Source organism: Citrobacter sp. CK194 (assembly GCF_030333395.1).
Lineage (GTDB): Bacteria > Pseudomonadota > Gammaproteobacteria > Enterobacterales > Enterobacteriaceae > Citrobacter_B > Citrobacter_B koseri.
This window is the reverse complement of record NZ_JAOWGA010000013.1, coordinates 226,484-244,400: the sequence shown is the minus strand read 5'-3', so window position 1 is coordinate 244,400 and position 17,917 is coordinate 226,484. Positions and strand designations below refer to the sequence as shown.

The following is a 17,917-nucleotide window of genomic DNA, read 5'->3' as shown; positions in this document are numbered from 1 at the left end:
CGATGAGCATGTAGGCCGGATAAGGCATGTATGCCGCCATCCGGCCATACCACGCCCGATGGCGCTACGCTTATCGGGCCTACAGGTTTAAAACAACCCGATGGGCCAATGGTGCCCGATGAAATAAAGCAGACCGGCGGAAATAACCCCTGCGACGATATCGTCAACCATTATCCCCATTCCGCCGTGTACGTTACGGTCGAACCAGCGAATCGGCCAGGGTTTCCACATATCCAGAATACGGAAAATCACAAATCCGGCGGCGACCCACTGCCAGTCCATCGTAGGGATCGCCATCAGGGTGATCCACATCCCGATAAACTCATCCCAGACAATACTGCCGTGATCGTGAACGCCCATATCCTTCGCCGTTCGGTGGCAAAGATAAACGCCAATACAGATCCCCAACATCACCACCAGCGAGTAGAGCTGCCAGGGCAGAAATGTCATCAGATACCAGAATGGGATCGCCGCTAACGACCCCATTGTTCCCGGAATAATCGGGCTGAGGCCGCTGCCAAACCCGGTAGCCAGCAAGTGCCACGGATTACGCAGGCTTAGCCGACTTTTGGCAACATCTTTATGGCGTGGCAAAATGGTCATATCCTTTCCAGTCAAAAGTGACAGGCTTTCCGTCACGCATGAAGCTGATGCCTTCCACATCCGCACTCATTTGTCCGATGCAGGTAAACGGTACGCCAAGATTCCCCAGCGCCACATCCAGCGCGCCACGGTTCAACTCCGGTACAGTGAAGCATAATTCATAATCTTCACCGCCGGAAAGCGCCCAGCGCAGCGCCTGCCCGGGATCAACATGACGGGTAACCGCCTCAGAATACCGCAGCGCATCCACATCCACCCGCGCGCCACAGCCGCTGGCGTTAACGATATGCCGCAAATCAGAAATCAGGCCATCGGAAAGATCGATCGCCGCATTCGCCAGGTCGCGCAGGGCTTGCCCCTGCAAAATACGCGGCGTCGGGCGCAGGTGCCGCTTAATCAAGTAGTCTGCGTCTTTCGCATCCGCCACCTGTAAGCGATGCTGTAAAATCGCCAGCCCAGCGGCGCTGTCCCCCGGCGTGCCGGTGATGTAAATCCTGTCGCCAGGTTTTGCCCCGGAACGCTTGAGCGCGCGTCCCACGGGCACATAGCCATGAATACCCAGCGTCATCGACAGCGGCCCACGCGTGGTGTCGCCGCCAATCAGCTGCATATCGTAGTAATTCAGCAGGTCAAACAGGCTGTCGCTAAACGCTTCCAGCCACGCTTCGTCAACGTCCGGCAACGTCAGGGCCAGCGTCAGCCAGGCCGGATCGGCCCCCATCGCCGCCAGATCGCTTAAGTTAACCGCCAGCGCTTTCCAGGCCAGATCGGCAGGATCGATATCAGTCAGGAAATGGTTGCCCGCCACCAGCGTATCGGTACTGATCGCCAGCGTCTGTTTTTCAGGAATATTCAGGAGAGCGCAATCGTCACCGATACCGGTTTCGACGTCGAGACGAGAGCTTCTAACACGGTCAAAATAACGGGCAATCAGGGAGAACTCGCCGCATGCCATACGTTATGCCTCAGCAGAAAAAAAGAAAAGGCCGGAGATAGCGGGAATACATCCCGCCACCAGCCGACCTGGAGATTACTTTTTGTTGGGGCGAATCACAGGTGCTGCTTTGTCCAGTACGCCGTTGACGAACTTGTGGCTGTCTTCGGCACCGAAGGTCTTCGCCAGTTCAATCGCTTCGTTGATGGCCACTTTATATGGCACATCGCTACGTTTAGACAGTTCAAACAGCGCAATACGCAGCACAGCTTTTTCTACCTGACCCAGCTCTTCCAGCAGACGAGACAGGTACGGTTTCATCAATCCGTCCAGGTACGCGCTGTTAGTCGCCACCCCGGACAGCAGTTCACGGAAATACAGAACGTCGACATCTTTTACGTCCTGTTCCGCCAGGAACTGGTATTCAACATCAGCGATGTCGTTCTGGGACAACTGCCAGGAGTAGAGCGCCTGAACGGCACACTCACGAGCGCGGCGACGAGCAGCAGGTTTCACGGATTTCCCCTTACAAAAATCAGGCCTTGATGGCTTTCAATACATTAATCATTTCAAGCGCGGTCAGTGCGGCTTCCGCACCTTTGTTGCCAGCTTTAGTGCCAGCACGTTCGATAGCTTGTTCAATACTTTCAGTGGTCAGAACACCAAAGGCTACCGGGATTTCGCTGTCCTGGGCGACGTGCGCCAGGCCGTTGCTTGCACCGCCAGCCACATATTCAAAGTGCGCGGTACCGCCACGAATCACTGTACCCAGCGCAATCACCGCGTCATATTTACCGGTTTTTGCCAATGCGCCAGCCGCCAGCGGCAGTTCATACGCGCCAGGAACCCAAACCACGGTAATATTTTCATCTTTTACCTGACCAATACGCTTCAGGGCGTCAATCGCGCCTTCCAGCAGACTGTCATTGATAAAATTGTTGAAACGCGCAATGGTGATGGCGACGCGAGCGTCCGGGGTAGCAACGTTAGCTTCAATAATGTTCATATTCTTCCTTCGGGTTCGATATGGCCCCGCAGGGGGGCGGATTTTATCATAATACTCGACGCGCCGCTTCTCTATTTCGAAGCCTTTACGCGGGAATCAAATGCAGGCAAACATCCGGGCCTACATGGCGTATCTCGTTGAATTTAAAATGGGGTGCCTCGCTCAGTTTCTCAAGCCCCGGCAGCACACATAATCCTCGCGCATCACTTCCTAACAGTTTAGGCGCAACATAGACGATAAGCTCGTCCACCACGCCCGCCTGCAACAGCGCGCCCGCAAGCACCGGCCCGGCCTCCACCCAGATGCTGTTAATCTGCTGTTTACCCAACAGCATCATCAGCACCACCAGATCCAGATGACCGTTATGCTCCGGCACCCGCAGGCTGCGAACCGTCTCAGGCCAGATGCGGGAATCGTCCTGTGTACGGGCAAACCAGGTTTCTCCCGGCTGCTGCACAATACGGTGCTCCGGCGTCACGCGGTTTTGGCTGTCGAGGACAATGCGAATCGGCTGACGCAGGTTTTCCTGCGGATAGAGAGTCTGGGTTGAGGCATCCAGTTCAGGCCAGCGAACCGTTAACGCCGGGTCGTCAGCCAGCACCGTCGCGCTGCTGGTCAGAATCGCGTGGCTTTGCGCCCGTAAACGCTGCACATCGCGCCGCGCCTGCGGGGAGGTAATCCACTGGCTTTCACCGCTGGCCATCGCCGTGCGGCCATCCAGCGATGCGCCGAGCTTGAGCTGCACATACGGGAAGCCGGTGCGCATCCGCTTGAGGAAACCTTTGTTCAGCTGTTCCGTTTCGCTCATCATCAGCCCGTGGCTGACGTCGATCCCCGCCTGCTGCAAACGGTACAGCCCACGTCCCGCGACCTGCGGATTGGGGTCCTGCATCGCCGCAACGACCCGCGCCACGCCAGCGGCAATCAACGCATCGCAGCACGGCGGCGTACGGCCATGATGGCTGCACGGTTCAAGCGTGACATACGCGGTCGCGCCTTTGGCTTTGTCTCCCGCCATACGCAGCGCATGGACTTCAGCATGCGGTTCACCCGCGCGATGATGGTAGCCTTCGCCAACGATTTCGCCATCTTTGACGATCACACAGCCTACATTCGGGTTCGGGTGCGTGGTGAAACGCCCGCGCTGCGCCAGCTTCAGCGCACGCGCCATGTAAAACTCATCCAGCATGGCTTAATCCTGTAGGCGAGCAATCTCTTCGCCGAATTCTTTGATGTCTTCGAAACTCCGATAGACGGAGGCAAAGCGGATGTAAGCCACTTTATCGAGCTTTTTCAGTTGCTCCATCACCAGGTTGCCAATCATTTTGCTGGGAACTTCGCGTTCCCCGGTGGCTCGCAGCTGTGATTTGATGTGATTCAACGCCATTTCGACGTCATCAGAGCTGACAGGGCGTTTTTCCAGCGCTCTTAGCATACCGCTGCGCAACTTCTCTTCGTTGAAAGGTTCACGCACATCGTTACTTTTCACTACGCGCGGCATAACAAGCTCTGCCACTTCAAAGGTAGTGAAACGTTCATTACAGACCAGACACTGCCGACGGCGGCGTACGGAAGAGCCCTCACCCACGAGACGAGAGTCAATAACCTTAGTGTCTACGGCGAAACAGAATGGGCAATGCATACGGCGTCCTGACCAGGTGGTTAACAGAAATCTATTTTACCCTGAACTGGCGCGACAACAAAGGCGGAGCACTTTTGAGACAAAGGATCGATACCTTACGCCCCTTTGCGATCTACCATTAGGGTATCGCGACCATGAAGGAAATAATCTACATGACAAGACGTTACCTAAGAATTCTCCTGGTGGGAAGCCTCTTTAGCCTGAGCGCCTGCGCGCAGCAGAGCGAAGTTCGCCAGATGAACCAAAGCGTCAGCACGCTGAATACGGAAATGGCGCAGTTAAACCAGGAAACCGTGAAGATTACTCAGCAAAATATGTTGAATGCGAAATCCACCAGCGGGGTCTATCTGCTGCCGGGTTCAAAAACGCCTGCCCGCCTGAACAGTCAGATCGGTACGCTGCGTATGTCCCTGGTGAATATCGCGCCCAATGCCGACGGCACACGCGTGACGCTGCGCATTCAGGGTGAGTCCAACGATCCGTTACCGGCGTTTAGCGGTACTGTCGAATACGGGCAGATTCAGGGCACCACGGATAACTATCAGGAAGTGAATGTCCAGAATCAACTGATTAACGCCCCGGCCAGCATCCTGGCGCCGAGCGATGTGGACATCCCGTTACAATTAAACGGATTGACGCCCGACCAGTTAGGTTTTGTCCGCGTTCACGATATCCAGCCTGTTAATCAATAAACCTCCGGCGGAGCGTTTTGTGCGTTCCGCAACATCCCTCCCCGGCTTTTTGTTACTCCTCTGACATCACCGCAATTTTTGCTAAAAGTTGGCAACATTCATGAAAGTCAGTACAATCGCCGCGCTTAAAGTACGCAAACGTGAACGCAATCGATTACGTAGATGATAGATCTGTGAAACAAGACATATTTTTGTGAGCAATGATTTCTATAATAGGCTCCGCAGAAACACGAAATATTTAGAAACGCAAATTGCGCCTTTTTCATTCCCTTCAAGGGATTTCAAACAGTGGCATACAATATGAAAAAAACATTACTTGCAGCCGGTGCAGTGCTGGCGCTCTCATCATCCTTTACTGTTAACGCAGCAGAAAATGACAAACCGCAATACCTTTCAGACTGGTGGCACCAGAGCGTTAACGTCGTAGGCAGCTACCATACCCGTTTCGGACCGCAGCTCCGTAACGATACCTATCTGGAATATGAAGCATTCGCGAAAAAAGACTGGTTCGATTTCTACGGCTATATGGATGCGCCGGTATTCTTCGGCGGTAACACCAACGCGAAGGGTATCTGGAACCACGGTTCCCCGCTGTTCATGGAAATTGAACCGCGTTTCTCTATCGACAAACTGACCGGAGCCGACCTGAGCTTTGGCCCGTTCAAAGAGTGGTATTTCGCTAACAACTACATCTATGACATGGGCCGTAACAAGTCTGGCCGTCAGAGCACCTGGTACATGGGTCTGGGTACTGACATCGAAACCGGTCTGCCGATGAGCCTGTCTCTGAACGTCTATGCGAAGTACCAGTGGCAGAACTACCTGGCTGATAACGAAAACGAGTGGGACGGCTACCGTTTCAAAGTGAAATACTTCGTGCCACTCACCGAGCTGTGGGGCGGTAACCTGAGCTACATCGGTTTCACTAACTTTGACTGGGGCTCCGATCTGGGCGACTCTCAGTACCGTACCAGCAACTCTATCGCATCCAGCCACATCCTGGCGCTGAACTACGATCACTGGCACTACTCTGTGGTGGCTCGTTACTTCCATAACGGCGGACAGTGGGAAAACGGCGCTCAGCCGGTATGGCAATCCGAAACGGTTAAAGCTACCGGTTGGGGTGGCTACCTGGTTGTCGGTTACAACTTCTAAGCGGTTTATTTGCCGCCCGGCCAGCACAGCGCCGGGCACAGAAAGAGCACCGAACGCGCAACGCGCCGGTGCTTTTTTATTTCTTCTGATCCATCATCGCTTTCAGATTAGCGAAAGGGTTATGCATCGCAGCGCCGACATCTTTCTGCGCATCCTCCCCGGCAATAACGGTTGAGCCATACTGATCGGCTTCGGTATATTTCGAATGCTCATGATCGTGACAGTACAGACACAGCAACTCCCAGTTACTGCCGTCTTCCGGGTTATTGGTGTGGTCGTGATCGATATGATGGACGGTTAATTCGCGCAGGTTAGAGTAAACAAATTCGCGAGAACATCGCCCGCATACCCACGGAAATAATTTGAGCGCCTTTTCACGATAGCCGTTTTCCAGCCGCGTATAGTTTTTAGGGATAATCGCCATAGTGACTCTGTATCTGCGTTGAATGTAGGGTTATGAGCAAGTTTAACACTCTGCGTACCCCATTGCCCGTGAAGGATGCAGAAGCCCGCTTAACCACAGGCTTTTTTAGCGATAAAAAAATCCCGGCCATGCGACCGGGATTCCAGTAATAACGTGACTGCGTGATTAAGGCAGAATAGACGGCTGATCCGCCCCTTCTTTCTCAACTTTCTGCTGCAACATATGCTCGCGCTTCATGCCCAGCTTCAGCGCCAGCGCCGAGGCCACGTAGATCGACGATGCCGTACCGATAGAAACACCGATCAGCATGGTCAGAGAGAAGCCTTCCAGTACCGGACCACCGAAGAGGTACAGCATCAGAATCACCACTAACGTCGTCCCGGAGGTGATCAACGTACGGTGCAGCGTCTGGGTCAACGACACGTTAAAGATTTCGTAAGGCGTCCCGCGACGAATTTTGCGGAAGTTTTCACGAATACGGTCAGATACCACGATACTGTCGTTCAGCGAGTAACCGATAACCGACATCAACGATGCAACGATCGTCAGGTCGATCTCAATATGGAACAACGACAGAATCCCTAAGGTGATAATCACGTCGTGCGCCAGCGCGATAACCACCCCCGCCGCCAGTCGCCACTCAAAGCGGAAACCGACATAAATGAGGATAGAGATCAGCGCGACAATCAGCGCCATCGCACCGGTTTGCGCCAGATCGGCGCCCACGCTCGGCCCGACAAACTCAATACGCTTCACGGCGGCGTTCTGGCTGGTGGCTTCGTTAATGACACTCAGCACCTTGCTACCCAGCACCTGACCGCCGTCTTCACCTTCCGTCGGCGGCATACGCACCATAATGTCGTGGCTGCTACCGAAGTTCTGCAACAGCGGCTCAGCAAAGCCCGCTTTTTCCAGCGCATCGCGCATCACGTCCATTTCGGCCGGTTTTTCCAGCGTGATTTCGATAACCGTACCACCGGTAAAATCGAGACCCCAGTTAAAACCGCGCACGCCCATCACCACGATGGCCGCAATCAGCAGGAAACCAGAGATGCCGAAAGCCCAGTAGTCCCAGCGCATAAAGTCATAGACTTTACGGCCGTGGTTCAATTGTTCAACAGTATATTCCTGTGCCACATCGCACTCCTCAGATTGACAGCTTGTTGATGCGTTTGCCGCCATACAACAGGTTTACGATGGCACGCGTACCGACAATCGCGGTAAACATCGACGTTGCCACACCGATACCGGTAGTAATCGCGAACCCTTTAATTGCCCCGGTGCCGACTGCGTACAGGATGATGACTTTAATCAGCGTGGTGATGTTCGCATCGAAGATGGAACTGAACGCGCCTTTATAACCTTCATCAATCGCCTGCTGAACCGTACGCCCGTTGCTCAACTCTTCTTTAATACGTTCGTTGATCAGTACGTTGGCGTCGACCGCCACCGCAAGGGTTAGCACGATACCGGCAATCCCCGGCATACTCAGCGTGGCCCCCGGCAGCAGCGACATGATACCGACAATCAATACCAGGTTGGCCACCAGCGCGCTTGTCGCAATCAGACCGAACTTCTTGTAGAAGAAGATCATGAACAGGATGGAGACCACCAGACCGGCCAGACACGCTTCCAGGCCCTGTTTGATGTTCTGCATACCCAGCGTCGGGCCGATAGTCCGTTCTTCAACAATCTGAATCGGCGCAATCAGCGCCCCGGCGCGCAGCAGCAGAGAGAGCTGGCGGGCTTCGTTCGGGTTGTTGATACCGGTAATACGGAAGCTGTTGCCCAAGCGAGACTGGATGTTGGCGATGTTGATCACCTCTTCCTGCTTCACCAGTACCGCACGACCGTTGGCATCTTTCTTACCGCTGTCTTTGTACTCCACAAACAAGGTCGCCATCGGCTTGCCGATATTGTCTTTGGTGAAGTTAGACATGATGTTGCCACCTGCGCTATCCAGCGAGATGTTAACCTGCGGTTGGTTGTATTCGTCCTGGCTGGAAGTGGAGTCGGTGATATGGTCACCGGTCAGGATCACGCGTTTGTACAGCACAACCGGCTGGCCTTCGCGCGTCTGTTTCACTTCCGAGTCACCGGGTACGCGCCCGGATGCCGCCGCAGACTGGTCAACGTTGGTGTTTACCAGACGGAATTCGAGGGTCGCGGTAGCGCCCAGGATCTCTTTCGCACGCGCGGTATCCTGAATACCCGGCAGCTCAACGACGATGCGATCCGCACCCTGACGCTGGACAACCGGCTCAGCCACGCCCAATTGGTTTACACGGTTACGCAGAATGTTGATGTTCTGCTGAACGGCATATTCACGCGCTTCGCTCAGACGCGCATCAGACATGACCGCACGCAGCGCCGTATTGCCCTGGCTGGTAATCACCAGATCGCGGTGACGCCCGCTCAGATAAGAGATCGCTTCATCACGCGCTTTGTTATCGCGGAACGTGATGCTCAGACCGTAGTTATCTTCTTTGCGAACAGTGGTATAAGGAATGCCTTTTTCACGCAGGTCGCTGCGCAGGCTATCGATATTTTGCTCCTGAAGCTTACCTAACGCGGTGTCCATATCCACTTCCATCAGGAAGTGAACGCCGCCACGCAGGTCAAGGCCAAGTTTCATCGGCTCGGCTTTAATGGCCGCCAGCCAACGAGGCGTTGCCGGAGCAAGGTTAAGCGCCACGACGTATTTATCACCTAGCACGCCAACCAGCGCTTCACGGGCGCGCAGCTGGATGTCGGTGGTGTCGAAGCGCGCAAGAATAGCGCCCTCTTCCAGAGCCACAGACTTAGCGGTAATTTTTTCTTCTTGTAACGTTTTCTGGACCTGGATCAGCGTTTGCTCACTGGCGGCGACGCCGCGCGCGCCAGTGATTTGAACAGCCGGATCCTCACCATACAGGTTGGGAAGTGCGTAAAGCAGGCCGACGACAATCACGACGACCAGCATGATGTACTTCCACAAAGGATAACGGTTTAACACGGCAGTTCCCTTTGGGAAAACAATAGATTACAGCGCCTTCATAGTGCCTTTCGGCAGAACGGCAGCTACGAAGTCACGTTTGATAACCACTTCAGTGGTGTCATTCAGCGCGATAACGATGTAGCCGGATTCCGCTACTTTCGTTACACGACCCACCAGGCCACCGTTAGTCAGCACTTCATCGCCTTTTGCGATGGAGCTCATCAGGTTTTTGTGTTCTTTGGTGCGCTTCTGCTGTGGACGCAGGATCATGAAGTAGAAAATCAGACCAAACACCACCAGCATCAAAATCAGAGACATCGGGCTGCCCTGCGCCGGAGCACCTGTTGCCGCTACCGCATCAGAAATAAAAAAGCTCATTAAATTTCCCTCATTATTAAAATTAATCAACGTTCAAAGGTGGAACAGGTCGACCCTGACGTTGGTAAAAATCGGTCACGAAGCTCTCTAATTTACCCTCTTCAATAGCCTTGCGTAAACCCGCCATCAAACGCTGGTAGTAACGCAGGTTATGAATCGTGTTGAGTCGCGCGCCCAATATTTCGTTGCAACGGTCGAGATGATGCAAGTAGGCACGCGAATAATTGCGACAGGTGTAGCAATCACACTCGGCATCGAGCGGGCTGGTGTCGCTTTTATGCTTCGCATTACGAATTTTCACCACGCCGTCAGTCACGAACAGGTGACCATTACGGGCATTGCGTGTTGGCATAACGCAGTCAAACATATCGATACCGCGACGCACGCCTTCCACCAGATCTTCCGGTTTGCCGACGCCCATCAGGTAACGAGGTTTGTCCGCCGGGATTTGCGGGCAGACATGCTCCAGAATGCGGTGCATGTCTTCCTTCGGCTCACCCACAGCCAGACCGCCGACAGCGTAGCCATCAAAGCCAATCTCTACCAGACCTTTGACGGAGATATCGCGTAAATCTTCGTAAACGCTGCCCTGAATGATGCCAAAAAGCGCATTTTTGTTGCCCAAACCATCAAAACGGTCGCGGCTACGCTTCGCCCAGCGTAAAGACATCTCCATAGAGCGTTTAGCATAATCCCAGTCCGCCGGATACGGCGTACATTCGTCGAAAATCATGACGATATCGGAACCGAGATCGTACTGAATCTCCATGGATTTTTCAGGATCGAGGAAAATCGGATCGCCGTTGATCGGGTTGCGGAAATGCACGCCTTGCTCGGTGATCTTGCGAATATCGCCGAGGCTGAACACCTGGAAACCGCCGGAGTCCGTCAGGATCGGGCCTTTCCACTGCATGAAATCATGCAGATCGCCATGCAGTTTCATGATTTCCTGACCCGGGCGCAGCCACAGGTGGAAGGTGTTGCCGAGAATAATTTGTGCGCCGGTGGCTTCAACTTCTTCCGGCGTCATGCCTTTAACGGTGCCATACGTACCGACGGGCATAAAAGCAGGCGTTTCCACTACGCCACGATCAAACACCAGGCGGCCACGGCGAGCGCGTCCGTCGGTAGTATCCAGTTCGAATTTCATTTTCTCTCCATACGCCAGAAAAACAGTCTGACGTTTAAACCTGTGCCGCGAACCTACTTCCCGACACGCTCATTCAAAGCCTGCGGATTGTACGTGATAAACATCGCGTCCCCGTAGCTAAAAAAGCGATAATTTTGTTCTACCGCAGCCTTGTACGCATTCATCGTGTGCTGATAACCCGCAAAAGCGGACACCAGCATAATCAGCGTCGATTCCGGCAGGTGAAAATTGGTCACCAGCGCATCAATCACTTTGTATTGATAACCTGGGTAGATGAAGATTTGCGTATCGCCGAAGAACGGTTCGATCAGGTCGTTTTTCGCCGCCTGCGCCGCACTCTCCAGCGAGCGTACCGAGGTGGTGCCCACCGCGATGATCCGATTGCCCCGCGCTTTTGCCGCCAGCACCGCATCAACCACCTCCTGCGGGACTTCGGCGTACTCCGAGTGCATGATGTGATCTTCAATGGTCTCCACACGCACCGGCTGGAACGTCCCCGCGCCGACGTGCAGCGTCACAAACGCCATCTCAATGCCTTTTTCGCGCAGCGCGGCCAGCAGCGGATCGTCAAAGTGCAAACCTGCGGTTGGCGCGGCAACGGCCCCCGGTTTTTCACTGTAGACCGTCTGATACAACTCACGGTCGGCGTCTTCATCCGGGCGGTCGATGTACGGCGGCAGCGGCATATGGCCGATCGCGTTGAGAATCTCCAGAACCGGGCGCGCGTCGTTGAACTCAACTTCAAACAGCGCGCCATGACGCGCGGTCATGGTGGCGTTAATGCTTTCGTCATCGCCCAACAGCAGTTCCGCGCCCGGTTTCGGCGCTTTGGAAGCGCGAATATGCGCCAGAATGCGTTTGTCATCCAGCATCCGCTCAACCAGCACTTCAATCTTACCGCCGCTGGCTTTACGGCCAAACAGACGCGCCGGGATGACGCGGGTATTATTAAAGACCAGCAGATCGCCAGGGTTGAGCTTATCGAGCAGATCGGTGAAAGTACCGTGCGTCAGCGCGCCCGTCGGCCCGTCCAGTGACAGCAAGCGGCAACGACTGCGCTCAGGCTGCGGATAGTGGGCAATCAGGGATTCGGGTAATTCAAAGGAAAAATCGGTAACGCGCATGACACTGACTCAGACTAAAATAAGAGGCGGGTAGTCTAGTGCCGGGGCGCGCTCCCTGCAACCGTTACCCCTCAAGTTAAGAGATATAAGCTATAGACAAAATCATTCAGGATGCATCGAGGCGGCAACTGAATGACAAATTCGTCAGGAACGAATTTGAACGCTGCTTGCAGCGGCCCCGCAGGGGTGAGGCCCGGGGATGGGCCGAGTAACTCGCAGCCAACAAAGAGGCAGTTTGAAGGATGAAGTGGATATGAATTTTCTTGCACACCTGCACTTAGCGCATCTCGCCGACAGCTCGCTTTCCGGCAATTTACTGGCTGATTTTGTTCGGGGAAACCCGGAGGCGAATTTTCCCCCTGACGTGGTGGAAGGGATTTATATGCATCGGCGGATTGACGTCATGACCGATAATCTGCCGGAAGTGCGTGAAGCGCGGGAATGGTTTCGCAGCGAAACCCGTCGTGTAGCCCCCATCACTCTGGATGTGATGTGGGACCACTTCCTGTCGCGCCACTGGGCGACAATATCTCCCGATTTCCCGTTGCAGGCATTCGTGGGCTACGCCCATGCGCAGGTCAGCACTATTTTGCCCGACTCGCCGCCGCGTTTTGTGAATCTGAACGATTATCTGTGGTCGGAAAAGTGGCTGGAGCGTTATCGCGATATGGATTTTATCCAGAATGTCCTCAACGGGATGGCGAATCGCCGCCCACGCCTCGATGCCCTGCGCGACTCCTGGTACGATCTGGATGCGCACTACGATGCGTTAGAAGCGCGCTTCTGGCGCTTCTACCCGCGCATGATGGCGCAGGCGCGTCAGAAGTCGCTTTAGCTGCCTGATAAGCGTAACGCCATCAGGCAAAAAATTGATAGGTGAAACCTGTCTCATTGATTGTCAGCACCGCGTTGAGTTGCCCTCTTCCCCTCCCTATACTTGCCCGCGTTGCGTTCCAAACCCCTTAACTTTGCAGGAGTATTTATATGGTACTGGTTACTCGTCAGGCCCCGGACTTCACAGCAGCCGCCGTACTGGGTAGCGGTGAGATTGTTGAAAACTTCAACTTCAAACAGCACACCAACGGCAAAACAACCGTTCTGTTCTTCTGGCCGATGGACTTCACCTTCGTTTGCCCGTCTGAACTGATTGCTTTCGACAAACGTTATGAAGAGTTCCAGGCGCGTGGCGTAGAAGTTGTCGGCGTTTCTTTTGACTCTGAATTCGTCCACAACGCATGGCGTAACACCCCTGTCGATAAAGGCGGCATCGGTGCAGTGAAATACGCAATGGTTGCTGACGTGAAGCGTGAAATCCAGAAAGCCTACGGTATCGAACACCCGGAAGCGGGCGTTGCCCTGCGCGGTTCTTTCCTGATCGACGCCAACGGCGTGGTTCGTCACCAGGTGGTTAACGACCTGCCACTGGGCCGTAACATCGACGAAATGCTGCGTATGGTTGACGCGTTGCAGTTCCACGAAGAGCACGGCGAAGTGTGCCCGGCACAGTGGGAAAAAGGCAAAGAAGGGATGAACGCCTCTCCAGACGGCGTGGCAAAATACCTGACTGAAAACGTCGCCAGCCTGTAATCGGCTCGAATTGAAAAAAGCTCGCTATGGCGAGCTTTTTTATTGCGCTTATCAGGCCTATGGATTTTTGTAGGCCGGATAAGGCGTTCCGCCGCCATCCGGCGTAGTGCCCGGTGGCTCGCCGTTTACCGGGCCTGCAAACACGTAGCGTTTACGCCGCGCCGTCCTTTTTCACCTCGCGCCAGATCCGCCACGCCATCACCAACAGTACCGCGACGCCAGCAATCAACGCCCCCCACACCAGTAACGTTTTCCAGCGGCTTTGCTGCTCCGCAGCCGACGTTGCCGTCAGCCGCGCCTCACCGCCCAGCGTTACGCGCTGCTGCGTCATCGCCCAGGGCAGGTCGTTAACATCCTGCGTTTTGCGCAGCGACGCCGGGATCAGCATATCCAGCTCAACATCGGCTTTTTCTGCCGCCCGGTTTCCCCAGGCCAGCATATACGGGCCTTTCCCTTGCGTATTGAACACCAGTTGATAACTGTCCCGCGCGCCGCTCAGCGCAGGCAGCGTTTCCGGCAATCGGGCGTTGATGGTGGTCATACGGATAGCTTCAACCTGTTGACCTGAAAGAAAAATATCTTCCGAACGCTTCCCGTCGAGGCGGTACAGGATCGTTTTCGTCAGTGGACGCCACGCCTCTTTTTCCCCGCCGCGCCATGCCAGCTCAACCGGTAAAACGCCCTCGTTTTCCAGCGCAATTCTGAGCGACGTCAGCGGCTGCGGCTGATTCCAGCGCCATACGGCTTCTGTTTCCGACACTTTCTTTGCGTGGGCCTCCAGCGCAATACGCTCCGACGCCGGTTCTCCGCTGTCCGCAATGGCGCTTACGCTGTTTAACGTCAGCGGCGGACTTTGCGAATCGAGAATCACCAGCAGGTAGCGACGGCCTTCCGCAGAGAGCGTCAGGCTGGCGCTGATGGTGTCCATTTTCAGCCGATCGTTATCGCGCGTCAGATCCATCAGCGGCGCGTCTTCTTGCACGGGTTGCCAGTAACGTAAATCACGGCTGGCATAAACGGACGCCTTCCCCTGCCAGTTGCCCGCAGGCGTGTTCCAGTTCAGGCGCAGTTGCGCCAGCGAAAAGGCCGCCGTCATCTCTTCCGGCAGAGTCAGTAAATAGCTCTGCCCAACCGCGTTAACGTCATCGCTTTCCAGATGAATTTCCACGCCGGTCTTTGAACGCAAGACAAAGGATTCGCTTCCACGGCGCTCCCCTTCCCGCGGTGATACTGGCGACATATCCAGAGGAAAAAGCCGCAGCGCCACCGTCTCTGGCGTAACAGACGGCGTTTTCTGCGCCGTCAGCGCAAAGGGCACCGTATCGCCCTGGCGGTTAAAAACCCGCACATCGCGTAAATCCGGCCAGGCGCTTTGTTGGTAAAGCGCCAGCGGCAGCGAAACGCGATACCACGGCGATGAACCCGTCGCTTCCAGCATCATGCCGATGGCATAATCCTGCGGCGTTTCCGGGGCTTCGTCACGGCTGAACGCCGGCCACGCCACACTCAGCAACGCGCTCCAGACTACCGCTTTCATCCATTTCATTTTTCTTCTCCTGCTTTGGGCGGTAACGGTGAGAAATACCCGACGATAAGTACCAGGATCGCCACGCCGATAAAAGCGATGGCGCGCGCCAGCCCGCCGCCGCGCGCGCTATCCACCAGCATCAGCTTAACAATGACGATCCCCAAAAGCACCGCGCCGCATAACCATTCCCGCCGCGAACGGCGACGGGTCGCGAGCAACATCATAACTAATGCCGTCAGCATCCAGAACAGGGCGAAACAGGTCTGGATCAACCGCGAATGCCACAATGTCTCCATGCTCCACGCCACCTCGCCATACCACGCCAGCGCCCGCATCAGCCCTCCATTCAACCACCAGAATGCGAGCGCCGCCAGCACCACAGGCGCCCATGCGTGATATTTCACTAACGGCGACGGCAGAAAACGACGAGAGAAACGCGCAAGGAGGAACAATCCCAGCAAGGCGAAAGCGGCTCCCTCCTCAAGCGGGTTCACCACTGGCAGATAGCGCTGTTGGAAAACCACGCCATCCTGTAAATTCGCCAGCACCAGAAGCAACAGCAGGATCGCTGCCACGGGCGCCAACGCCAGCGCGCCGTACAACGCAGGCCAGCATTTGAACGGCCACAAATCGCGGCGCAGCGCGGCGTGTACCAGCAGTATGACGATTCCGCCCGCCGCCATCATCAACCCGCTGCGCCAGGCGTCCATTCCCCACGGCAACGACTGCACAAACCAGAACAGCTCCATCCCGAGCGCTAAAAGCACCATCCAGAACAAGGATAAATGCAGCGCCCGGGAGATGCGCGGCGGCAGATGCGCATCATCACGATAAAGCATGAACACCGCACAAGGCAGCGCCACGCACCACGCCAGATTTTGCCAGCCTGCGGCGAAAATCTGGCGTTCTTCAATCTGGTACAGCAATGCCAGCAGCATCGCAGGCCACAGCAGCCAGGGGCTGTAACCTAACGCCCGCCAGGCGAGCCGCCCGCTCAGATAACGCCAGAGCCAGGCGGACGCGGCGAGTAGCGCCAGCACGCCAGACCATTCGGCAGCATAACGCGCCAGCGCCAGTTGCGAGGCGCCCGTCAGCGCGACGATCCAGAAGGCGATGCCGCCCGCCAGCAGCGCCCAACTGACCTCCTTCTTCTCGCTGCGCCACAGCCACGCGCCGCCCAGCCAGCACAGACTCAGCACGGCGAAGATCATCATCACCGTCAGCGGCGCGGCGTCATCGGCCAGCGCCCACAGCGCGCTGCCCACAGCCAGTAGCATTAGCGCAGTGCCGCTATAGCTCATCCGCCGCTGCTGTTGCTGCATACCCAGCCACAATACGCCAAGCCCCTCCAGCGCCCAGGCCATTGCCGTCCAGCGCGCCGAAAGCGCCAGCGGGATGGCGAGGGTGGTAAACGCGCCACCCAACGCGAGCGCCGCCAGCACCAGCGGCCTTCCCATCGACGGGTAGCGGCGCAGCGCCAGCCACGCCAGCGCCATATAGAACGCGCCGTAGCCCAGCGCACTGAGCGCCGGACCATAATCCATATGTTGGGTAATGGCGTACTGCATGCCAAACCCAACCAGCGGCGGCGCAAACAACAGCACGCCATCAACAATATGTTTGCCTTTTTCCTGCGCCCGCAGCGACAGCGCCACGCTCAGCACACCGAAAATAATGATATTGGCAATCAGGAAAAGCTGGCAGTTGAGCCAGTATTCAGGCTGGTAGTCGCTGACGCCCCACAGACCGCCGACCCCGAAAGTGAATAATAACCCCAGCAGATTAAGCTCACGCCAGTGCTGCCAGACGCTTATGGCAAGAATGCCTGCCGACAGCAGGAGATAGAACGAGAACAGCGCCACATAGTTCCCGCTGCCCGTCGACAGCAGCAGCGGCGCAAGATAACCGCCCAGGCTGGCCAGCATCGCCAGGCTAAGCGCTTTTTGCAAAATAGCCAGTCCTACGCTTGCGGCGCAAATCAGCACCAACAGCGCAAACGCCAGCGTCATCGGCAGCATTTGCCACAGCCGAAATGCGCCAAAGACGGTCAGATAGAGCGCGCCTGTCGCGCCGCCTTGCAGGATCAGCGCATAGACCGGCTGTTTGTGTCGCAAACGCCAGCCTGTCGCGAGCAGCACTACGGCACACAGCGCCGCAGTGACAAGACGCAGTTCAAGCGGAAACAGCGCGTGTTCAACCGTATAACGCAACAGGAAGGATAAACCGAAAAAGAGGAGCAGAATGCCCAGCTTCGCCAGCGGATTTCCCTGCATAAACCAGCGCGCCAGCGAGGTGAAAACGCCGCCGAACGCGGAAGGTTTTGCCGTTTTAGCAGGCGCCGGGAGCGGTTTTGCGAGGGTTTCCTGCGCAGCCCAGGGATTTTCCGGCTCAGGTATGGCCGCTTCGATGGCATCAGGCGGCGATGGCGCGACACGCTCTTTCGCAGGTAGCGAAGGTTCCGCCGTCACCTGTACCGCAGGCGCTTCTCCCGCACGCTGCTGTTCAAGTTGCTCAACCCGTCGGCGCAACACCGCCAGCTCAAAGCGAACCGACGCGCTGCGGTTGAGCGCGACAATCGCGAGAATGGGAACCACCACCAGCGCGAAGAATAAAACAATGCAGCCAAGGATTAAAAGCTCATCCATGTTTCCACCTTCACTGTACAAGGACAGACCAGAATGACATAGATTATTACATTTTTGCCATCCCTGAAGGTG

The 17,917-nt window shown here is 55.7% G+C and carries 18 protein-coding genes; 4 read left to right on the top strand and 14 right to left on the bottom strand.

Annotation, left to right across the window (positions count from 1 at the left end):
• Positions 1-87 precede the first annotated feature (87 nt).
• The 6 genes from pgpA to nrdR form a co-directional block, all read right to left on the bottom strand.
• On the bottom strand, positions 88-603 hold the full coding sequence (gene pgpA, locus OGX80_RS03930) for a phosphatidylglycerophosphatase A (RefSeq protein WP_115181915.1): 516 nt from the start codon (positions 601-603) through the stop codon (positions 88-90).
• Positions 581-1,558 carry a thiamine-phosphate kinase gene (thiL, locus tag OGX80_RS03925; protein WP_012133565.1) on the bottom strand — a complete coding sequence of 326 codons (978 nt, stop codon included), beginning with the start codon at positions 1,556-1,558 and terminating at the stop codon, positions 581-583. The genes pgpA and thiL overlap by 23 nt, the downstream gene beginning before the upstream one ends.
• A gap of 75 nt (positions 1,559-1,633) precedes the next feature.
• Entirely contained in the window at positions 1,634-2,053 is a 420-nt protein-coding gene (gene nusB / locus OGX80_RS03920; RefSeq protein WP_000801129.1) for a transcription antitermination factor NusB, read from the bottom strand.
• A gap of 19 nt (positions 2,054-2,072) precedes the next feature.
• The gene (gene ribH / locus OGX80_RS03915; protein ID WP_001021161.1) at positions 2,073-2,543 is read right to left on the bottom strand and encodes a 6,7-dimethyl-8-ribityllumazine synthase; all 471 of its coding nucleotides are present in this window, start codon (positions 2,541-2,543) and stop codon (positions 2,073-2,075) included.
• Between the two features lie 85 nt (positions 2,544-2,628).
• A complete protein-coding gene (gene ribD / locus OGX80_RS03910; RefSeq protein WP_058668695.1) occupies positions 2,629-3,732 on the bottom strand; it encodes a bifunctional diaminohydroxyphosphoribosylaminopyrimidine deaminase/5-amino-6-(5-phosphoribosylamino)uracil reductase RibD in 1,104 nt (367 codons plus the stop codon).
• Positions 3,733-3,735: 3 nt separating this feature from the next.
• On the bottom strand, positions 3,736-4,185 hold the full coding sequence (gene nrdR / locus OGX80_RS03905; protein ID WP_012904816.1) for a transcriptional regulator NrdR: 450 nt from the start codon (positions 4,183-4,185) through the stop codon (positions 3,736-3,738).
• Positions 4,186-4,337: 152 nt separating this feature from the next.
• Here nrdR and OGX80_RS03900 point away from each other — a divergent pair, with 152 nt between their 5' ends.
• Together OGX80_RS03900 and OGX80_RS03895 are read left to right on the top strand one after the other, a co-directional pair.
• Positions 4,338-4,877, top strand: a complete 540-nt coding sequence (locus OGX80_RS03900; RefSeq protein ID WP_024130597.1) for a SadB/YajI family lipoprotein — start codon at positions 4,338-4,340, stop codon at positions 4,875-4,877.
• Between the two features lie 300 nt (positions 4,878-5,177).
• Positions 5,178-6,032, top strand: coding sequence for a nucleoside-specific channel-forming protein Tsx (locus tag OGX80_RS03895; RefSeq protein ID WP_012133569.1), 855 nt, complete (start codon positions 5,178-5,180; stop codon positions 6,030-6,032).
• Positions 6,033-6,108: 76 nt separating this feature from the next.
• Here the strand turns inward: OGX80_RS03895 and yajD are convergent, their stop codons facing one another.
• The 6 genes from yajD to queA all read right to left on the bottom strand — a co-directional run bounded on the left by yajD (position 6,109) and on the right by queA (position 12,085).
• Positions 6,109-6,456, bottom strand: coding sequence for an HNH nuclease YajD (yajD, locus tag OGX80_RS03890; protein ID WP_047458501.1), 348 nt, complete (start codon positions 6,454-6,456; stop codon positions 6,109-6,111).
• A 165-nt stretch (positions 6,457-6,621) separates the two neighbouring features.
• Positions 6,622-7,593 carry a protein translocase subunit SecF gene (gene secF / locus OGX80_RS03885; RefSeq protein WP_024130598.1) on the bottom strand — a complete coding sequence of 324 codons (972 nt, stop codon included), beginning with the start codon at positions 7,591-7,593 and terminating at the stop codon, positions 6,622-6,624.
• Positions 7,594-7,603: 10 nt separating this feature from the next.
• On the bottom strand, positions 7,604-9,451 hold the full coding sequence (gene secD / locus OGX80_RS03880; RefSeq protein ID WP_102987559.1) for a protein translocase subunit SecD: 1,848 nt from the start codon (positions 9,449-9,451) through the stop codon (positions 7,604-7,606).
• 27 nt (positions 9,452-9,478) lie between these two features.
• The gene (yajC, locus tag OGX80_RS03875; RefSeq protein WP_012133573.1) at positions 9,479-9,811 is read right to left on the bottom strand and encodes a preprotein translocase subunit YajC; all 333 of its coding nucleotides are present in this window, start codon (positions 9,809-9,811) and stop codon (positions 9,479-9,481) included.
• Positions 9,812-9,833: 22 nt separating this feature from the next.
• The gene (tgt, locus tag OGX80_RS03870; protein WP_012133574.1) at positions 9,834-10,961 is read right to left on the bottom strand and encodes a tRNA guanosine(34) transglycosylase Tgt; all 1,128 of its coding nucleotides are present in this window, start codon (positions 10,959-10,961) and stop codon (positions 9,834-9,836) included.
• A gap of 53 nt (positions 10,962-11,014) precedes the next feature.
• The gene (gene queA, locus OGX80_RS03865; protein WP_012133575.1) at positions 11,015-12,085 is read right to left on the bottom strand and encodes a tRNA preQ1(34) S-adenosylmethionine ribosyltransferase-isomerase QueA; all 1,071 of its coding nucleotides are present in this window, start codon (positions 12,083-12,085) and stop codon (positions 11,015-11,017) included.
• Positions 12,086-12,338: 253 nt separating this feature from the next.
• Here queA and acpH point away from each other — a divergent pair, with 253 nt between their 5' ends.
• Together acpH and OGX80_RS03855 are read left to right on the top strand one after the other, a co-directional pair.
• Positions 12,339-12,920, top strand: a complete 582-nt coding sequence (gene acpH / locus OGX80_RS03860; protein WP_049009713.1) for an ACP phosphodiesterase — start codon at positions 12,339-12,341, stop codon at positions 12,918-12,920.
• A gap of 149 nt (positions 12,921-13,069) precedes the next feature.
• On the top strand, positions 13,070-13,672 hold the full coding sequence (locus OGX80_RS03855) for a peroxiredoxin (protein WP_115181916.1): 603 nt from the start codon (positions 13,070-13,072) through the stop codon (positions 13,670-13,672).
• 151 nt (positions 13,673-13,823) lie between these two features.
• Here the strand turns inward: OGX80_RS03855 and OGX80_RS03850 are convergent, their stop codons facing one another.
• Entirely contained in the window at positions 13,824-15,218 is a 1,395-nt protein-coding gene (locus tag OGX80_RS03850; protein ID WP_115181917.1) for a DUF3999 domain-containing protein, read from the bottom strand.
• Positions 15,215-17,845, bottom strand: a complete 2,631-nt coding sequence (locus OGX80_RS03845) for a DUF2339 domain-containing protein (RefSeq protein ID WP_115181918.1) — start codon at positions 17,843-17,845, stop codon at positions 15,215-15,217. The genes OGX80_RS03850 and OGX80_RS03845 overlap by 4 nt, the downstream gene beginning before the upstream one ends.
• Positions 17,846-17,917: the final 72 nt, after the last annotated feature.